The sequence below is a fragment of the Arthrobacter sp. NPDC056727 genome (assembly GCF_042790555.1).
GTDB lineage: Bacteria > Actinomycetota > Actinomycetes > Actinomycetales > Micrococcaceae > Arthrobacter.
In genome coordinates, this window is the sequence record NZ_JBHTZA010000001.1 from 391749 (window position 1) to 409232 (window position 17484).

General features: G+C 65.3%; 15 protein-coding genes and 2 pseudogenes. 7 read left to right on the forward strand and 10 right to left on the reverse strand.

The genetic code is table 11. The annotated features are described in order from the left end of the window. Positions 1-151: 151 nt before the first annotated feature. The 4 genes and pseudogenes from ACFRAH_RS01725 (at position 152) to ACFRAH_RS01740 (ending at position 3720) form a co-directional block, all read left to right on the forward strand. Positions 152-550 (forward strand): hypothetical protein, encoded by a 399-nt coding sequence (locus tag ACFRAH_RS01725; protein ID WP_377989181.1) that lies wholly within the window; start codon positions 152-154, stop codon positions 548-550. 84 nt (positions 551-634) lie between these two features. Next, entirely contained in the window at positions 635-1078 is a 444-nt protein-coding gene (locus tag ACFRAH_RS01730; RefSeq protein WP_377989182.1) for a DUF4265 domain-containing protein, read from the forward strand. 1236 nt (positions 1079-2314) lie between these two features. Further along, positions 2315-2830 (forward strand): hypothetical protein, encoded by a 516-nt coding sequence (locus tag ACFRAH_RS01735; protein ID WP_377989183.1) that lies wholly within the window; start codon positions 2315-2317, stop codon positions 2828-2830. A 274-nt stretch (positions 2831-3104) separates the two neighbouring features. After that, positions 3105-3720, forward strand: a pseudogene (locus tag ACFRAH_RS01740) (recombinase family protein). Between the two features lie 78 nt (positions 3721-3798). Here the strand turns inward: ACFRAH_RS01740 and ACFRAH_RS01745 are convergent. From ACFRAH_RS01745 to ACFRAH_RS01775, 7 genes are all read right to left on the reverse strand, one after another. Further along, entirely contained in the window at positions 3799-5007 is a 1209-nt protein-coding gene (locus ACFRAH_RS01745) for a multidrug effflux MFS transporter (protein WP_377989205.1), read from the reverse strand. 184 nt (positions 5008-5191) lie between these two features. Then, positions 5192-6355 carry a Gfo/Idh/MocA family protein gene (locus tag ACFRAH_RS01750; RefSeq protein ID WP_377989184.1) on the reverse strand — a complete coding sequence of 388 codons (1164 nt, stop codon included), beginning with the start codon at positions 6353-6355 and terminating at the stop codon, positions 5192-5194. A gap of 29 nt (positions 6356-6384) precedes the next feature. After that, positions 6385-7164, reverse strand: coding sequence for a ThuA domain-containing protein (locus ACFRAH_RS01755; RefSeq protein ID WP_377989185.1), 780 nt, complete (start codon positions 7162-7164; stop codon positions 6385-6387). Positions 7165-7189: 25 nt separating this feature from the next. Next, on the reverse strand, positions 7190-8065 hold the full coding sequence (locus ACFRAH_RS01760) for a carbohydrate ABC transporter permease (protein ID WP_377989186.1): 876 nt from the start codon (positions 8063-8065) through the stop codon (positions 7190-7192). A 10-nt stretch (positions 8066-8075) separates the two neighbouring features. Continuing rightward, positions 8076-9032, reverse strand: a complete 957-nt coding sequence (locus ACFRAH_RS01765; protein WP_377989206.1) for a carbohydrate ABC transporter permease — start codon at positions 9030-9032, stop codon at positions 8076-8078. Between the two features lie 60 nt (positions 9033-9092). After that, on the reverse strand, positions 9093-10316 hold the full coding sequence (locus ACFRAH_RS01770; protein ID WP_377989187.1) for an extracellular solute-binding protein: 1224 nt from the start codon (positions 10314-10316) through the stop codon (positions 9093-9095). A 155-nt stretch (positions 10317-10471) separates the two neighbouring features. Next, a complete protein-coding gene (locus ACFRAH_RS01775; RefSeq protein WP_377989188.1) occupies positions 10472-11680 on the reverse strand; it encodes a Gfo/Idh/MocA family protein in 1209 nt (402 codons plus the stop codon). A 214-nt stretch (positions 11681-11894) separates the two neighbouring features. Between ACFRAH_RS01775 and ACFRAH_RS01780 the strand changes: the two genes are divergently transcribed. Continuing rightward, positions 11895-12899: a LacI family DNA-binding transcriptional regulator gene (locus ACFRAH_RS01780; RefSeq protein WP_377989207.1), complete on the forward strand. Its 1005-nt coding sequence runs from the start codon at positions 11895-11897 to the stop codon at positions 12897-12899. 31 nt (positions 12900-12930) lie between these two features. Here ACFRAH_RS01780 and ACFRAH_RS01785 read toward each other — a convergent pair whose 3' ends face one another. From ACFRAH_RS01785 to ACFRAH_RS01795, 3 genes are read right to left on the reverse strand one after another with little or no spacing between them, the layout of a single operon-like run. Next, positions 12931-13554 carry an energy-coupling factor transporter transmembrane component T family protein gene (locus ACFRAH_RS01785; RefSeq protein ID WP_377989189.1) on the reverse strand — a complete coding sequence of 208 codons (624 nt, stop codon included), beginning with the start codon at positions 13552-13554 and terminating at the stop codon, positions 12931-12933. Beyond that, a complete protein-coding gene (locus ACFRAH_RS01790) occupies positions 13551-14276 on the reverse strand; it encodes an energy-coupling factor ABC transporter ATP-binding protein (protein WP_377989190.1) in 726 nt (241 codons plus the stop codon). The genes ACFRAH_RS01785 and ACFRAH_RS01790 overlap by 4 nt, the downstream gene beginning before the upstream one ends. Further along, positions 14273-14947, reverse strand: a complete 675-nt coding sequence (locus tag ACFRAH_RS01795; protein WP_377989191.1) for a biotin transporter BioY — start codon at positions 14945-14947, stop codon at positions 14273-14275. Before ACFRAH_RS01795 ends, ACFRAH_RS01790 begins: the two co-directional genes overlap by 4 nt. Positions 14948-15238: 291 nt before the next feature. On the opposite strand from ACFRAH_RS01795, the gene ACFRAH_RS01800 reads away from it, so the two are divergent. Both ACFRAH_RS01800 and ACFRAH_RS01805 read left to right on the forward strand, forming a co-directional pair. Beyond that, entirely contained in the window at positions 15239-16837 is a 1599-nt protein-coding gene (locus tag ACFRAH_RS01800; RefSeq protein WP_331568882.1) for an ABC-F family ATP-binding cassette domain-containing protein, read from the forward strand. 231 nt (positions 16838-17068) lie between these two features. Continuing rightward, positions 17069-17484: pseudogene (locus tag ACFRAH_RS01805) on the forward strand (hypothetical protein); the annotation flags it as partial.

Sequence of the window (17484 nt, forward strand, 5' to 3'; positions counted from 1 at the left end):
ACCGGGCCAGTTTCCTTGGTCTACTCCAAAAGTGAAAACGGACATGTCAGATCAATGAGCATCAGCACCTCCACCAGGTTGGATCGAGGAACCAGCTAGCTCATATGGCTACCGGTCGTTCGGGGTCGTTGTGGGCTGGTACAACTAATTCATGGCATGGCTGAATAAGTGGTTCGACGACACGGATTGGCCAAAGGACCCGCGCCTGGACGAGTTTCGGGATGCTGTGTGGCAGCTGTCCCTGAACGGCGAGCCAATGGGTTGGGTGACTACCGGGGTCGCTCCCATGCGATCGTTCCCCTTCCTCTGGCTCAAGGAGGAGCGCATGTGGACGCAGGTGCACTGGCTGAGCGGGGAGCACGACTATCTCGAAGAGGACTACGGTCCTGAATGGCATGTCGCAGAGGAACTGCGACGCGGGCACTTTGTCACCACCGATCCTTCAACCGGTCAGGAAGCAACCTTCGACGCAGCCGCCGTAACCGGACCCCAGCGTGATCGCCTCTGGGCACAGTTGGACCACGGCGTGGAACCGCATAGCCGGAATTAGGAACCCCGAACGGTCGAGACGCGCATGCTCCGATACAGTGCACACAGATCATTTTCTCTGAGGACGAAAGAGCTGGCCGGCGAAATGGAAGCAACCCACCGAGATCCCGTGTGGCGCAGTCGAGCAGACTTCATCATCGCCACGCCAATTGACCCTGCCACAACCGCAGTCGCAACCGAACAGTTGTGGGCTCGCCGGGTCGGGGAACGCCAATTCGAAATCTGTTGTATCCCGTTCTTTGCGTACAACCTCGCTCTGGGGGACATCGTCGAAACCACCCCAGAGTTCATGGCGGAACGAGTAATCGAACAATCAGGGCGTTATGTCTTTCGAGTGTTCTTAGCTGAAGCAACCCCGAAGGAGACCACAACATCCGCGCTTGCTTCCCTTGGAGCCCTGATGGAGTGGTCCTCGCCAAATCTCTTGGCCGTAGATGCACACAACGAACCGCTGGCGAAATGCATTGCTGATTATCTGCAGGAGCAGGAGGATCGATCGATCCTCGCATATGAAACGGGCAGGTCTTGACGCTACGTGTACGCCGGCTGATGGCCGAACCTCAACCGGGCCAGTTTCCTTGGTCTACTCCAAAGTGGGAAGCCGGAAATCGGATCACTGAGCCGCAGCACCTGTATCGGATGACGAGGCACTAGTGATCGACGGAGACATTGGGCCTCAGTGGCCATCAGGCAAACTTGATCTAAGTTCTTCTGCCTCGGAAGCGAGCTTCTGACGGTGGTCTCGGGTGAATCTTCTAACCTGCATGTCAAGGACAGCACGGCTGCCCAACTCTCCCACACCCAACAGCTGACCCACCCGGCGTCTTGCCTCGTCTACGTCCAATGGGTCCCCGGCCGGCTCCTAATTCTGGCCAAGCCTCTGACCTTTAAATTGGATCCAGTGCGTGTACGACCTCCTCATCCGCGAATTACCATCTGTTGAATTTGCTCTGACGATCTTGAATGGGCCCTCGCCGGGATCATACTTTTCCTATGAGTCCAAGGTTTGCCGGTTGCGCAATCATCGTTGCTCTCCTGGCGGCGCTTTCAGCCTGCACCTCCTCCTCCCCTCCACCTTCCGGCGAACTGCCGTCAGACCCCACAGGGCAGCCGTCCGCAACGGCCGTGCCTGGCGAGCTCGTTGGCCGCGGATTCGTGCGTCAGGAGGGAAACGAACTGCCCATATTCTGTATGGGTGGCATCGCCACCTCCGATCCACCCTTATGCAGCGGGCCGCCACTCCGCGGCTGGGACTGGTCAAAAGCGGACGGCGAAGAGACAGTGGGCAACGTGACCTACGGTGACTTCGTGGTCCACGTGACCTGGGACGGAACCAGCTTCACTGTCACAAGACCTCCACGAAAAATCGCGTCCAATGAATCCTGGGGGGGAACCGGATCCTCGACAGGATCCACGCAACCCTGGCACCGCGAGCAAAGCCCGTCTGCAACAAATTCAACGCGAGATATGGGAGACGGAGCGACCCGCGGCAGATACACAGGTCGAAAACGGCTACCTCTTCAGGTACGTTCCCTACGACGACGGATCGCTGCAGAGGGCAATGGACAAGCGCTACGGTCCCGGGATTGTAGTGGTCCGATCCCGACTGAGGCCAACCACGTAAGCGACCGGATCGCAACAACGCCTTCCGCGACGACTGACAAGCGGAACCTTGAGCGGGCCCCGACAACGGCCATCATTCCTAGGCAGAGGTGGCGGCGGGAGCTACTTACGTAAGTGGTTTCTGCCCACTTACGCTGATGAGATGGTGGACTGGGAAACGGCCGGTCGAAAGAGCGACCTAAACTTGTGGCGCGCAATGTTCTGGATTCAAGTCACGCTTTGGACGCTGAGTCTTGTGGCCGTGCTTCTCATTTTTTATGGAGCCGACGCCAAGACAAGCGTGTGGGAGTTTGCTCCAGGTGTTGGCACGTTGGTCTTGTTCACATTGATGCTGCCCTACATGTATAAACGGTGGCAGCAGGCACGCTTGAGTCCGGTAGATATGCAACCTGTCCGTGCCAGCCCGGAAGTCCAGCGGAGATTCCGCCGTCTCACTTATTACATGATGTTCTTCATGCCAATCGTGCTGGCCTTGAATTTGCTGCCGTTCACCACCGAGCCGTGGATCTGGATCAAGGTTGCCATCCTCGGGGCCGGAGTCATCGTTTTGGGCGTTTGGGCCACCCGGTTTTCACTGTGGCAAAGGGACGAATACTGGCCCGAACAGGGCAAAGACCCCAAGCACCCTTGGCGCCCTGCCAAGCCGGACGCTTCATAGTCCAAAACACAGTGCCGCTGGTCATTGCGGTTGGCAGACATGAGTTGATTCCTGGTTGCGACATCTAGAGCCGAACTCTGGGCCTAAAAAACGTCCGAAAGAGGCCAGTCCGCATACCGTCCCGCAAGCCGGTCACCCACCGGACACTCCGCCAATTGACCTGCAGCGTTAGGCTCAAGCGGACCAGACCGTCCCACACGACCGGTTCGGTGAAATGTCCGGTGACGGACTCCTATATGGCGCACCGCTACCCCTGAGGCGGACACTCCTGTTCATGGGTGAAATTAAGGTTGGCTACGCAAGGGTTTTCCACCGACGAACAAGACCTCACGGTCCAGCGTGATGCCTTGGCTGCCATGGGCGTCGAACCTGATCGTATCTACGTCGATCATGGCCTCACCGGCAGCAACACAAATCGTCCAGGCCTGCGAGAGGCGCTGGCCGCATGCCGAAGCGGCGACTCCTTCATGGTGACGAAGCTCGACCGGCTGGCCCGGTCGGTCCGGGACGCGCACCAGATCGCCGACGACCTCGCCGCGCGCGGAGTGAAGCTGAGCATCGGCGGTTCATTGCATGATCCCGCGGACCCGATCGGCAAGCTGCTCTTCAGCGTCCTGGCCATGGTCGCCGAGTTCGAGGGCGATCTCATCCGGGCCCGCACCCGCGAAGGCATGAAGATCGCCAAAGCCAAGGGCCGGCTACGTGGGAAACAGCCCAAACTGTCCGCCAAACAGGAAGCACTCCTGCTCCAACTCCATGACGCCGGCGGACACACCATGTATGAGCTCGCCGAACTGTTCTCCGTAGGCCGTTCCACCGTCTACCGCGCGCTCGACCGGGCACGCCAAAAAGCGGAAAAGAAGGCCGGCTCTGGACACTTACAAAGCTAAACGCACCAAGGCTTCACGTTAGCCGGAGCGGACCCTGCCAAAGCCACGACGGCGGTTCACCCCGCCGTCGTGCCCGCCCTAACGCGCCTCACGCGCCCTAACAAGCCCAAGGCACGCCACCGCCGCTGCAACCGACACCACGGTGACGACGCCGAACGGCAGCGCATTGTCCGCGCCGGCGATGCCCACCAGCGGTGCGGCCACGCCGCCGAACGCAAACCGGGCCAGGCCAAGCAGCGACGACGCGGTACCGGCGATGTCCGGATAACCCCGCAGAGCCAGCGATGTCGCGGACGGGCTCGCCGCCGCCACGCCGCCCACCATCGTGAACAGCGACAGGATGACCGCAATCAGCGGCAGGTGCAGGAGTGCAGTGATGAACAGGCCCAGGGAACCCGCCGTCGCCATCGCCAGCCCGATGGCCAGCATTGCCTTCTCGTTCCACCGTTCGGCCAGCCGGCCACCGAGGAAGCCGAAGATCATGAACCCCAGCGAATTCAGGCCGAAGGCAAACGAGTACCCCTGCGGCGAAAGCCCGTAAATGCCCTGCAGCACGAACGTAGCGCCGCTGAGGTAGGCGAAGATCGCGGAGTACGTAAAGCCCGTGATCAGCACCGCGCCCACGAACACCCGGTCCGCCAGCAGGCGCCGGAAATCCTGCAGCGTGTGGGCAAACCCGCCTGCCGCCCGCCGCTGAACCGGCAGCGTCTCCCTGAAGATCACCAGGCAGGCCACCAGAATCGCGACGCCGATGCCCGCGAGGAAGAGGAACACGCCGCGCCAGTCCGTGACGGACGCCAGCTGGCCGCCGATGACCGGACCAACGATGGCCGCAAGGCCGCCGAGCACCGTCAGGCGGCCGTAGTAGCGGAGGAGCTTCGCACCCTCGTACACGTCCCGTCCGGCCGCCTGCGCAATCACGATGCCCACCGCGCCGGCCAGGCCCTGGACGAACCTGGCGGCAATCAGGGTCTCGACCGTCGGGCTCACGGCACAGAGCACTGACGTGACCGTGTAGGCGGCCACACCGATCAGCAGCGGGAGCCGGCGGCCGAAGCGGTCCGACAGCGGACCGGCAATGACCTGGCCGATGGCCAGGCCCAGCAGGCACGCGGTGATGGTCAGCTGCGCCGTCGACGTGGAGCTTCCCAGCTCCGCCGAAAGCGCCGGCAGAACCGGCAAGTACAGGTCCATGGATATCGGACCGAAGATGGTCAGCAGGCCAAGGACAATTGCCAGCGGCCGTCCGACTGCCTGTTCGCGCGTGGTCACCGGAGCGTCGGTCACAGTCACGCTGCCTCCGTTCAAGGGGTAAGGGGCTGCCGAAAGTTCGACGGCGGTTGGTGGGGATGCGCTTCCAGCTAACCAGCGTTCACATCGCCTGTGGGAGTCCCTGCTGGTACCCCTTACAGCAGGGACTCCCACCGCACGCCACCCGGACCGTCGCCGAACCGGCGCTAAGGAACCGGCGCTAAGGAACCGGCGTCACGGAACCTGCGTAGCCGGCCCGCTGCAACGCCTCGAGCGGCGAGGTCCACGCGGCCAGGACCTCCTTGGCGGCAGCGACCGGTTCCACCGCGAGCGCCTGCCGGTGGGCGTCGTCGAGCACATCCCGGATGAGCACCCGCTGCCCGGTCTGCGACGACTTCACGGCCGCCTCGACCATGGCCAGGCTCAGCACGTTCGCATGGATTTCGCCCGAGGGAACCTCACCCGTCCGCAGGCTCCGGACAAACTCGGCCAAGGCCCCGGCGATCTCCTCCGGGGCTTCCTCATCAACGAAAGAAGGTGACAAGGAAGCGGAATCCGGCGCACCGCCGTCGTCCCCGGAAACCCGCTCCGCGACGGGCTCGGACCCGCCGTCCCACACCGCCGTTCCGTTGGCTCCGTTGATCCGCCAGCTGCCGTTCCACGAGGTTTCCAGTCCGTCAGCACACCAGCTCCCGGTGTACACAAACCGCGTCCCGCCGTCCATCTCGAAGACGGCCGTGGCGGCGGCGTCTCCGGCGTACCAGCTCCACCCCGGGTTGAACTCCTCGCAGTAAACGGAAACCGGGTCCTGGCCGAGGAGGTACCGCGCGGCGTCGAACGCGTGGATCGCCATGTCCACCAGCAGCACGTGCTCCATCTCCTCACGGAAGCCGCCGAAATGCGGAGCCTTGAAGAAGTCGCACGTCAGCAGCCCGATCTCACCAAGCAAGGCGGCCTGCCGCCGGAACGCGGCGAGCGTCCGGAAGTAGCGGCGCGACTGGCTGATCATCAGCAGCTGGCCGGTCGCCTCGGCCATAGCGGCGAGGGAAAGGGCCTCAGAAACGGTGGGCGCCGCGGGCTTCTCGCACAGCACGGGCAGCCCCAGGAACTGCGCCTCCACGTTCACCGGATGGTGCGCCGCAGGGACCGTCACGTTGACCACCGCCTGCGCACCGACGGCACCTGCCAGCTCGGTCAGACTTGTTCCCACCGGCACGGACGCAAGTCCCAGATCGTCCAAGGCATCCCGCGCCGCCTGCGGGTTCAGGTCAACAACGCCGGCCAGTTCGACGTCGGCCGATTCACCCAGGAGCCGCAGCCAGGCCCGGCCCATCCCGCCGGCCCCCACCTGCACCACGCGGACCGGCGCCGCCGGGTCAGCCAAAGAAGAGTCTGCCAAAGTAGCGAAACGGCTCAATTCGCCATCGCCCCCTCGTAGCTGTGGCCCGTGTAGAACTCCTCGGTCTCATACCGCAGCAGCACGGGGTCGGTACGCTCGGGCCGCACTGTGCGGGCCCATTCCACGCCGTTGGCGATGACCCTGCGCACGTCCTTGTGGTGGTAGACGGGGTAGTCCTGGTCACCAGGGCTGAAGAAGAAGATCTTGCCGTAGCCGCGCTTGAACGTGCAGCCGCTGCGGAACACCTCGCCGCCGGAGAAGGTACTCAGGAAGATCAGCTCGTCGGGTGCGGGGATGTCGAAGTGCTCGCCGTACATCTCCTGCTCCGGAATGATGAACGGGTGCGGGATGCCCTGCGCGATCGGGTGCGTCGGGTCCACGGTCCAGACAATCTCGCGGTCCCGTTCCGAGCGCCAGCGCAGCGTGCAGGTGGTGCCCATGAGCTTGCCGAAGATCTTGGACCAGTGCCCGGAGTGCAGCACCACCAGGCCCATGCCGGCCAGCACATGCCGGTGGACGCGCTCCACCACCTCGTCCGCCACCTCGGCGTGGGCGGCGTGGCCCCACCAGACCAGGACGTCCGTGTTCCGCAGCCGCTCCTCGGTGAGGCCGTGCTCGGGATCGTCGAGGGTCACGGTCCGGACTTCCGCCCGCGCACCAAGGTTCTCCTCGATGCCCTCGCGGATGGTGTTGTGCATGCCGTCCGGATAGATCCCGGCCACGTGCGGCTGGTGCTGTTCGTGGCGGTTTTCGCCCCATACGGTGACGCGCAGGGGAGCGTGGTTCTGAGTCATGAAAATCCTTAGTTTGAGGGAAAAGCTACTTGACGGCGCCGCCGGTGGCCCCGGCAGCGATGTATTTCTGGGCCAGCACCAGCAGCACGATGGCCGGCAATGAGGAGAGCACCGCCGTCGCCATCACCGCGCTCCAGTTGGACACCTGCGTACCCAGATACTGGTAGATGCCCAGCGTCACGGGCCGGACCTCCTCGGTGGTGGTCAGCGTCAGGGCGAACAGGAAGTCGCTCCACGAGAACAGGAAGGCGAACAGGCCAGCGGTAATCATGGAGTTGCGGCTGATGGGCAGCACGATCGAGACGAACGCCCGGACCAGCCCGGCGCCGTCCACCCTCGCCGCCTCCACGATGCTGGGCGGGATCCGCATCATGAACGCCCTCAGAATCAGGATCACGAACGGGATGGCGTGGGTGGAGTCTGCCAGGATCAGCCCCGGGATGGAGTTGAGCAGGCCGAGGTCGTTGTAGGCCGCGTAGAGCGCGTTGGCGACCACGATCCCGGGGATCATCTGCGAAATGAGGATGGCCAGCAGCGCGAGGTTGATCCACCGGAACCGGAACTGCGCCAGCATGTACGCGGCGGGGGCCGCGACGGCCAGGCTGAACGCCACCGTTCCCAGCGAGATGACCAGGCTGGTGAGCAGGTTGGGGCCCTGGTCCGCGATCGCCTTCGCGTAGCCCTCGAAGCTGGGGTTCAGCGGCAGGAAGTCCGCGGTGAGGGTGTTGCCGGACGGCTGCAGCGACGCGTTGACCATCCAGTACACCGGGAACAGCATCACCGACAGGAGCAAAAGTCCGATGGCGGTGTGCCCCACCTTGGGCCGGTTGGCCTTCCGCGCGCGCGGGCCGGCCGGCCCGGCGGGAACGGGGCGCGCCGTCATTGAATCAAGGGTTGTCATGGTGGTCCTCCTACTCGTCCACCGCACGGCGGTTCAGGCGGAGGTAGACCACCGCGAACACCAGCGAGATCAGGATCAGGATGTTGCTGAAGGCGGCCCCGACGCCGAACTGGAAGTTCACGAACGACTCCTGGTAGGAGCGCACAGCCAGCGTCTGGGTGGCGTTGGCGGGTCCGCCATTGGTCAGGCCGAGGATGATGTCCAGGACCTTCAGCGTGTAGACGACGCCGAGCACCAGGACCACGCTGACCACCGGACGCAGGTTCGGCCAGGTGATGTGCCAGAACGCCTTCCAGCCGGTGGCACCGTCCATCGCGCCTGCCTCATACAGCTCCTCCGGGATCTCCCGCAGGCCGCCGTAGAGGAGGGTGACGTTGAAGGGAATGCCCACCCAGATGTTCACCATGACCACGGCCAGCAGCGCCACCGACGGGCTGGTCAGCCAGGGGATCGGGTCCTGGACGCCCAGGTTCCGCAGGAAGGCGTTGAGGATGCCGCTGTCCTGGTCCAGGATCGACCGCCACGTGGCACTCGAAACGATCAGCGGCAGCAGCCACGGCAGCAGCAGCATCGAACGCAGGAACCCGCTCAGCGGGAACCGCCGCTTGAAGAAACTGGCCACCGCCAGGCCGATCACAAACTGGCCTGCGATCGATCCCAGCGTGAACAGTGCCGTGTTGAGCATGGCCGGGGCGAAAAGGCTGCTTCCGACGGCGGTGGCGTAGTTCGCCATCCCCACCCACGGCGCTTCGCCGGTAAAGAAGGTCCGGGTGGTGTACTCCTGCAGGCTCATCACGATGTTCTTCACCACCGGATAGCCGAAGAACAGCAGGAGATAGAGGGCAGCAGGTGCCAGGAAGAGTGCCTGGACCAAACGCTCCCGGCGGTAGCCCCGCCGTCGTCCGCTCTGTTCTGCAGTGCCTGCGGGGGCGGGGGAGAGGCCCTCCGGCGCCGGTCGGGTTGTCAGTGTTGGCACGGCTCCGGCTCCTTCCGGTGCTCTGTGTTGGGTGCTTGCCGCATCCCGCGCCTACTTCGCTTCGGCCTTGGTGAAGGCCTCCTGCGGCGAAGCCTGGTCGGTCAGCGCCAGCTGGATCGCGGTGTACATCTCCGTCGCCGTCTTGGGCCAGTCCTTGCCGAGCTTGCCGGTGCGGGACCGGGCAGTGGCCACCTGCTTGGTGAACGCCGCCATTTCCGGAACGGCCTTCACGTACTCATCCGCGAGGGCAGTCTTGGTGGGCACGGTGAACCGCTCCTTGGCCAAAGCCAGCTGGTTCTCGTCGCTGCTGATGCACTGCACCAGCTCCGCGGACTTGGCCTGCTTCGCCTTGTTGCCGGTCTGCGGCACGGTCCACACCTCGCCGCCCAGCGGAGCCACCGGAGTCTGCCCCTCCGCGTTGACCGGGACCTGCACGGCCTCCCACTTGACGTTAGGCGTCTTGGCCAGGGATGGGATCTGCCAGGGCCCGTTGATCATCATGGCCGCTTTGCCTGCCGCGAACTGGTCCCGCACGTCAGCCTGGCTCCAGTTCACGACGCTCTTCGACGCCGAGCCCGCGGACACCAGGCCGTCCAGGAAGCCGAGAGCCTCCGCCACCTTGGGGCTCTTCAGGTCAGTTTCCTCGCCGCCGTTGGTCCACATGAACGGCAGGAACTGCCAGCTGCCTTCATAGGTGGCGATTGCGGAGAATGCCAGGCCGTAGCGGTCGCCGGCGGTCAGCTTTGCCGCGGCCGCTTTCAGTTCGTCCCAGGTTTTGGGCGGCTGGACGCCTGCGGCGGCGAGCATCTCCTTGTTGTAGAACAGGCCCAGCGTGTTGGCGGTGGGAGCCAGGCCGTAGACCTTGCCCTCATAGGTGGCGGCGTCCAGCATGCCCTGCGCGAAGCCCGAGGTGTCCACGCCGAAATCGTTGAGCGGGGCCAGGCCTCCCGTTGCGGCAATCTCCTGCACGTCCGGGTTGTCCAGCATCAGCACGTCCGGCAGGGTCCGGGAGGACGACCGCTGGAGAACCTTCTGGATGAGGTCCTTGCCGGGCACGGTCTCACGCTTGAGTGTCACGCCCAGCTCCGCGGCGCAGTTGTCCAGCGCGCCCTGGATGTGGGTCTTGTCCGGTTCGTTGTTGTAGTAGTCCAGGACGGTGAGCGAGTCGACCTTCTCGTTGGCTGATGCCTGGCTGCTGCCCCCGCCACAGGCGGTAAGGGCGAGCGGTGCGATGGCGGCCATGGCCATCAGGCAGGTGAGGGATGTTTTCTTCATGGAGGGCTCCTTTGCCGTGTTTCGGTGGTTGCGGTGTGGGATGGTTTCGGAGGTTCCGGGCGCAAGGGATCGTCCGGGCGGCCTGCTGCCGCTGCGGTTGGATGGGTTTTTGGTGGTTGGGTTGGGGTTTGGTTCGGTGAATTTACGACGGCGGGCTACGCGCCGGCCGTGACTGCCTGCCACTGGGCGTTGTTGGCAGCGCTGGTTTCCGCGGCATCGAGGAGGCGCTGGATCTGCAGGCCCTCCTTGAACGATGGCTCCGGCTGATCTCCGCGGGCGATGCACCGTACGAAGTCGGCCGCCTGGTGGACGAACGCGTGGTCGTAGCCCAGCCCGTGTCCGGCCGGCCACCATGCCCCCGCGTACGGGTGCTGCGGCTCGGTGACGAGGATCCGGCGGAAGCCTGCCGACTCGGCCGGCTCGGTGTGGTCGTGGAACCAGAGCTCGTTGAGGTCCTCGAAGTCGAAGGCCACGGAGCCGAGGGAACCGTTGACCTCAAGCCGGATGGCGTTCTTGCGGCCCGTGGCGAAGCGGGTTGCCTCAAACGTGGCCAGCGCCCCTTCGGCCGTGCGGCCGATGATGACGGCGGCATCGTCCACGGTCACGGTGCCGCGGCCTGCTTTTGCATCGCCTTGTGCCTGCAGGCCGGAGGACGAACCAGGCAGCGGGCGGGTCTTCACAAAGGTCTCGGTCAGCGCGCTGATCCCGGCGAGGCGGTGTCCGGTGACGAACTGGGCGAGGTCCAGGATGTGCGCACCGATGTCGCCAAGCGCACCGGAGCCGGCCTTGTCCTTCTCCAGCCGCCAGACCAGCGGGAAGCCCTCGTCAGCGATCCAGTCCTGCAGGTACGAGGCCCGGATGTGGCGGATGGTACCGAGCCTGCCGTCCCTGGCCAGCTCACGTGCGTAGGCCAGGGCCGGGGTCCGCCGGTAGGTGAAGCCAATCATCGCCAGGACGCCCTGGGCCTTCGCCTCCTCCGCGGCGAGCACCATCTTCTCGGCTTCCGCCAGTGTGTTGGCGAGCGGCTTTTCGCAGAGGACGTGCTTGCCGGCCTGGAGCGCGGCAACCGCAATCTCGGCGTGCAGGTTTCCCGGAACGCAGATGTCGACGGCGTCGATCTCAGGATCCGTTATGAGGGTCCGCCAGTCGGTCTCCACGCGGCCGATGCCGAACTTGCTGGCGAAACGTTGGGCTGCTTCCTCGTCCCGGCCGCAGACTGCTGCGAGGACGGGTTCAATGCCGAGGTCGAAGAACCGCGGCGCCGTCGTCCAGGCCTGGGCATGGATGGAACCCATGAACGAATAGCCAATGAGGGCCACCCGGAGCTTCCTGGGCCCTGACGCTGCTGGTGTTGTGGACGTCATCGTCCTCCTGTCAGTGAGTGCGGGACTTGAATGGAACGCGAGTTAAGCGGTTAACTTTTGGATCGAAATCTGCCCCGGGTTCATTGTGTCGGGGGATGTCGAAAACAACTTTGCACGCCCCGCCGCGGGCTTGTCAAGGAAAAAGTTAACCGCTTTACTGGAGACCTGTCCGGTTCCCCCGAGTCTGAACTGAAAGAGGAATGCCGTGCCCACCATGAGGGACGTTGCGAGGCTGGCCGACGTCTCGATCGCCACGGTGTCGTTCGTGATCAACGACACCAAACCTGTTGCCCCGGCGACGCGGGCCAGGGTCGAGGATGCGATGCAGGAACTCGGTTACCGCCGGAACGCCCTGGGCCGGGCGCTGGCCAGCAAGCGCACCCGGATCATTGCCCTGCTGTATCCGGCGCTGCAGCGGCGGCTCAGCGAGACCGCCGTGAAGTTCTTTACCAGCGCCACCCAGGCAGCCAAGGATCTGGGCTACAACCTGGTGCTGTGGCCGATCAGCAATGAGGCCGACCAGGTGGAGGAACTCATCTCGAGCGGCTTCATCGACGGTGTCCTGCTGATGGAGGTGCAACTGGACGATGCCCGGGTGGAGCGGCTGCAGCGTTCCACCATGCCGTTCGCGCTGATTGGACGGACGCGGCACCCGGAGCAACTGCCCTACGTGGACGTGGACTTTGAGAATTCCATGATCGAGGCCATCGCCTACCTGGAGGGATTGGGCCACCGCAGGTTCTGCTTCGTGGACAGCGGCGGGGCCGAGCATGCCCTCAGCGGATACGGCCCGGTGGTGCGCAGCCGGGCGACTTTCGCCGCGGAGGTGGAACGCCGGGGGCTGGATTCCATCCATATCTCGTGCGAGGAGTCGCCCATATCAGGTCAGGGTGCCGCTGAAAGGCTCCTTGAGACGGCCCCGGACACCACGGCAGTGATCCTCATGAACGACAACGCCTCGTTCGGGTTCATCAACGGCCTGGAGAAGCACGGCATCAGCCTTCCCGGCGACATGTCGGTCCTGCTCATTGGCTCAACGCCCGACGTAGCCGCGACAGATCCGCGGATGACGGTCCTCACGCTGCCCAGCACGGAACTGGGACGGATGGGCGTGGAGACGCTCGTCGACCAGCTCGAGGACCGGGGCGAACCCATGCGCCAGGCCGTGGTGATCTGCCGGTTCGAGGAAGGTCAGTCGACCGGGCCTGCCCCGCGGTAAGCCCGGCCGCACGCCATCGCCGCTGGGGCGGTCAGTCCTCCGGGTCGCCCAGCCCGCGGGCGGCCAGCGCCTCGCCTGTGTGGCGGGCGTACGCGACGGTTGTGATGAAAACGGGCAGGACCAGTGCCCGCAGGTTGCGTTCCAGTCCACGTGCCCGGGCGGAGTCCCGGACGTCCGAGAACGCCCCGGCGATGAACGGAATGCTCCGCAGCATGATGGCAATAGTCAGGGCGAAACGCTCGGGGTCAGCGCCGAAGCGCTGGAATGGGCGCGCGAGGGAGACGACGCCGTCGAGCAGCCGGTGCAGCGGGGTGGTGGCCGTCAGCAGCGACGCAGCCACAACGCACAGCAGGATGTTCAGGACGATCCGCGCGGCAACGGGTGCCCCCAGCTGCCACCACTGGAACGTGCCGATGACCAGGAGGATGGGAAGCAGCGGCCGCACGGCACGGAAAAGGCGCACGGCCCCGGCACCGCTGAGCAGGAACAGTACGCACAGAATGGCGAGGGCTGCGGCGGCCAGGCGCCAGTCCACGATGAGGAACGAGGCGGTTCCGCAGGCCAGGACCAGCAGGAACTTCAGCCACAGCGGCATGCGGTGGATTAGCGACGTGCCGGGAACGTAGTTGGCGAGCAGGAAGCCGTGGCCCCTCACCGGAAGTCCCCGCCTGACAGACTCCGGGCGGAAAGCGAGCGGTAATGCTCGACGGCGGCGGCAGCACCGCCGTCGTACGCGATCTGTCCGGACTCGACCACCAGAACCCGGTCCATGTCCAGCACCAGCTCGAGGTCATGGGTGGACATGACCACCTGCTGGCTGAGGCCGGCGACCGTGCGGCGCAGCAGCTCGCGGTTCCGGAGGTCCAGCAGCGTGGACGGCTCGTCCAGCACTAGGACGCCGGGTTCCACCGCCAGCACAGAGGCCAGCGCAAGGAGCTGCCGCTCACCGCCGGAGAGCTCGTAGATGCTCTGGTCCGCCAGCGGGAGCAGCCCGAACCGGTCCAGCGTGGCGGTGGCCTGCTCGCGGCGCTCTTTCCCATTCCGCACCGAACGCCGGAGGGACAATTCCACGTCCTCCCGTCCGGTGGGCATGACCAGCTGGGAGAGGGGATCGGTGAAGACGAAGCCCACCTGCTGCCGCACGGCGCGAACGTTGCGGACGGTGTCGGCGCCGTTGACGGTCACGGTTCCTGCCGTGGGGGCCACGAGGCCGTTGAGCATGCGGAGGAGCGTTGACTTGCCGGAACCGTTGGCGCCGATGACGCCGATCCGTTCTTCGGTGAGTTCCAGTGAGATGTCCTGGAGCAGAACTTTGGGGTCAGGGCGGCCGTCGACGGCCACGCTGACCCCTGCGTTCCTGAGGGAGATGGCGCTCACTGCTGGGCGGAGGCTTCCGGTGTGGAGGCTTCCGGCGTCACCGGCGTCTGCGGGAGCCGCCGGACGCGGCGGACCAGGAGGTCGGGGAAGGCCTTGTGCAGGGCGATTGCAATGCTGACGGCGAGGACGTTCTTGATGATGTCGCCGGGGTAGTAGACCACGTCAGCCAGGAATGCCTTGGAGAGGTCCAGCTTGGCGTTGACCATCATGCCCAGCACGCCGAGTCCGTGAATAACCACGATGCTCGTGACCATTGCGGCGGCGAACAGCAGGGCCGCGCGGTTCTTCACCGTGCGGCGGATCACGACGGCGGCCAGCCAGCCTACCGCCGCGGCAGCGAGGGGGAACGCGATGATGTAGCCGGCGGACGGTCCGGCCAGGATTCCCAGCCCGCTGCGGCCGCCGCTGAAGATGGGGAGGCCGGCGAGCCCCAGCAGGGTGTGGAGGCCGACGGCGGCGAACGCGCGGCCGGGGCCGAGGGCAAGCCCGGTCAGTATGACGGCGAGCGTCTGGAGCGTGATGGGAACGCCGAGACCGCCCACAGGAATGGCCGCAACGAGGGCTGCCGCCGCCACGAGCGCGGCGAAGACGGCAATGAGTCCAAGGTCGGTGGCGTTCCAGCGGCGGCGCTTTGCCGGCTGGAGGGTACCGGCGGAGTGGGTCTGGGTCATGGGAGGTCCTGTCGAAGGGGTACAAACAATTATCGGCTGGTGTTGACGTTACTGGCCGGGGACCAGGTGCATTTTGTTGCTGTTCTACAAGAGCGGCCGGGCAGTCTCTGGTCCTGGGCACAAATTCTCCGCTCTTCCCGCGGGGAAGGCGAGTTCTGCCGGGCTTGCTGCGGCCGGTAGACTTGAACGGGCCGTTCTCCGGCCGGCATCCCCGGTGTTCCGTACTTTGCGCCGCGCGGCATGCAACCCGCCGTGCTGCGGCATTCCCTGTTGTGAAAGGCCTTACCTGCTGTGATTACCGTTCAGGAACTTGAACTCCGTGCCGGCGCCCGCCTGCTCATGGACCAGGTGAGCTTCCGCATCGACAAGGGAGACAAGATCGGCCTCGTGGGCCGCAACGGTGCCGGCAAGACCACACTGACCCGCGTTCTGGCGGGCGAAGGCCTGCCCGCGGCCGGCAAGGTGACCCGCAGCGGAGAGATCGGATACCTGCCCCAGGATCCGCGCACGCCGGACATGGAGCAGCTGGCGCGGGACCGGATCCTGTCCGCGCGGGGCCTGGACGTCGTCGTCGGGAAGCTGAAGAAGGCCCAGGCGGACATGGCCAGCGAAGACCCCGAGGTCCAGCGCAAGGCCATGGGCCGTTACGACCGGCTCGAGGCGGAGTTCCTGTCGGGGGGAGGGTACGCGGCGGAAGCCGAAGCGGCCGCGATCTCCTCCAACCTGGCGCTGCCGGAACGGATCCTCAACCAGCCCCTGAAGACGCTGTCCGGCGGTCAGCGCCGACGTGTGGAACTGGCGCGCATCCTCTACTCCGGCGCCGAAACCATGCTGCTAGATGAGCCCACCAACCACCTGGACGCTGATTCCATCTCCTGGCTCCGGGACTTCCTCAAGAACCACCAGGGCGGCCTGATCGTGATCAGCCACGACGTGGAGCTGCTCGAAGCCACCGTCAACAAGGTCTACCACCTGGACGCGAACCGGGCGCAGATCGACTTCTACAACATGGGCTGGAAGCGCTACCTGCAGCAGCGCGAGACCGACGAGCGTGCCCGCAAGCGCGAACGCGCCAACGCCGAGAAGAAGGCCCAGGTCCTGATGGACCAGGCCAACAAGATGCGGGCGAAGGCCACCAAGGCCGTCGCCGCGCAGAACATGGCCAAGCGCGCCGAGAGGCTGCTGAGTGGCCTGGAAGCTGTGCGCGAGCATGACCGCGTGGCAGCGCTGCGGTTCCCGGATCCGTCGCCGTGCGGCCGGACCCCGCTCACCGCGGAAGGCCTGAGTAAGTCCTACGGTTCGCTGGAGATCTTCACCGACGTGGACCTCGCCATCGACCGCGGCTCCAAGGTGGTCATCCTCGGCCTTAACGGTGCCGGCAAAACCACCCTGCTGCGGATGCTCGCCGGCGTGGACCGGCCGGACACGGGCGACATCGTTCCCGGGCACGGGCTCAAGGTGGGCTACTACGCCCAGGAACACGAAACCCTGGACCACGACCGTACTGTCCTCGAAAACATGCGCTCCTCCGCCCCTGACATGAAAGACGCGGAGGTCCGCGGCATCCTGGGCTCGTTCCTGTTCTCCGGCGACGACGTCGACAAGCCCGCCGGCGTGCTCTCCGGCGGTGAGAAGACGCGTCTGGCGCTGGCCACCATCGTGGCCTCGAGTGCCAACGTACTCCTGCTGGACGAGCCCACCAACAACCTGGACCCCGCCAGCCGCGCGGAGATCCTGGGCGCACTTCGCAACTACACCGGCGCCGTCGTCCTGGTCAGCCACGACGAAGGCGCCGTAGAGGCCCTCAACCCGGAGCGTGTGGTGCTCCTGCCCGACGGCGTTGAGGACCTCTGGAACGAGGACTACCTGGACCTGATCACGCTGGCGTAGTTTCGCCGGGGGCCATGAGCCCGACAAAGGGTCCAGGTCAGGAAGAATGTCAGACCCCCTGATCAGACTGTTTCTATGGAAGCCGTTGGGGGATTCACCGCGGACCGGGCCGGGACGCCCGGTGCCTGTGGGTTGGCTTCCGCCTCCGGGAACGACGGCGGCGGCCGGGTCAACGGGGCCAGTCCCGGCGGCGGGGCTAATAATGTCAGACCCCCTGATCAGACTGTTTCTATGGAAGCCGTTGGGGGATTCACCACGGACCGGGCCTTGGGGCCCGGTGCCGGTGGGTTGGCTTCCGCCGAAGCCGGTGGGTTTGTTTCCATTGGTGCCACGGCCCTTCGGAGCGTTTCTGCTGAAGTGGTTGCTGATGGGGACGCGGTTGATCACGCCATTGCCTGGCTCGAGTCGAACCCGATCACGGCCGAAGGCACCGGGCTGTGGGGTTTCCGCCGGTCGGCTGACTTCGCGGACCGGGTCGAACGGCTTTCCCGGAAAGTCGAGCATCTGCAGGTGGTCGCCGCCGGGGCCGTGGACCGCTCCCGCACCGCCGCACTCACCGCAGCAGCCTCACCCCTCGTCCCCACCGCCGCTGCTTCGGGCGAGGATGCGGACGCGGACCCGTCCGCCGGCGCTGCCCGGAACACCGT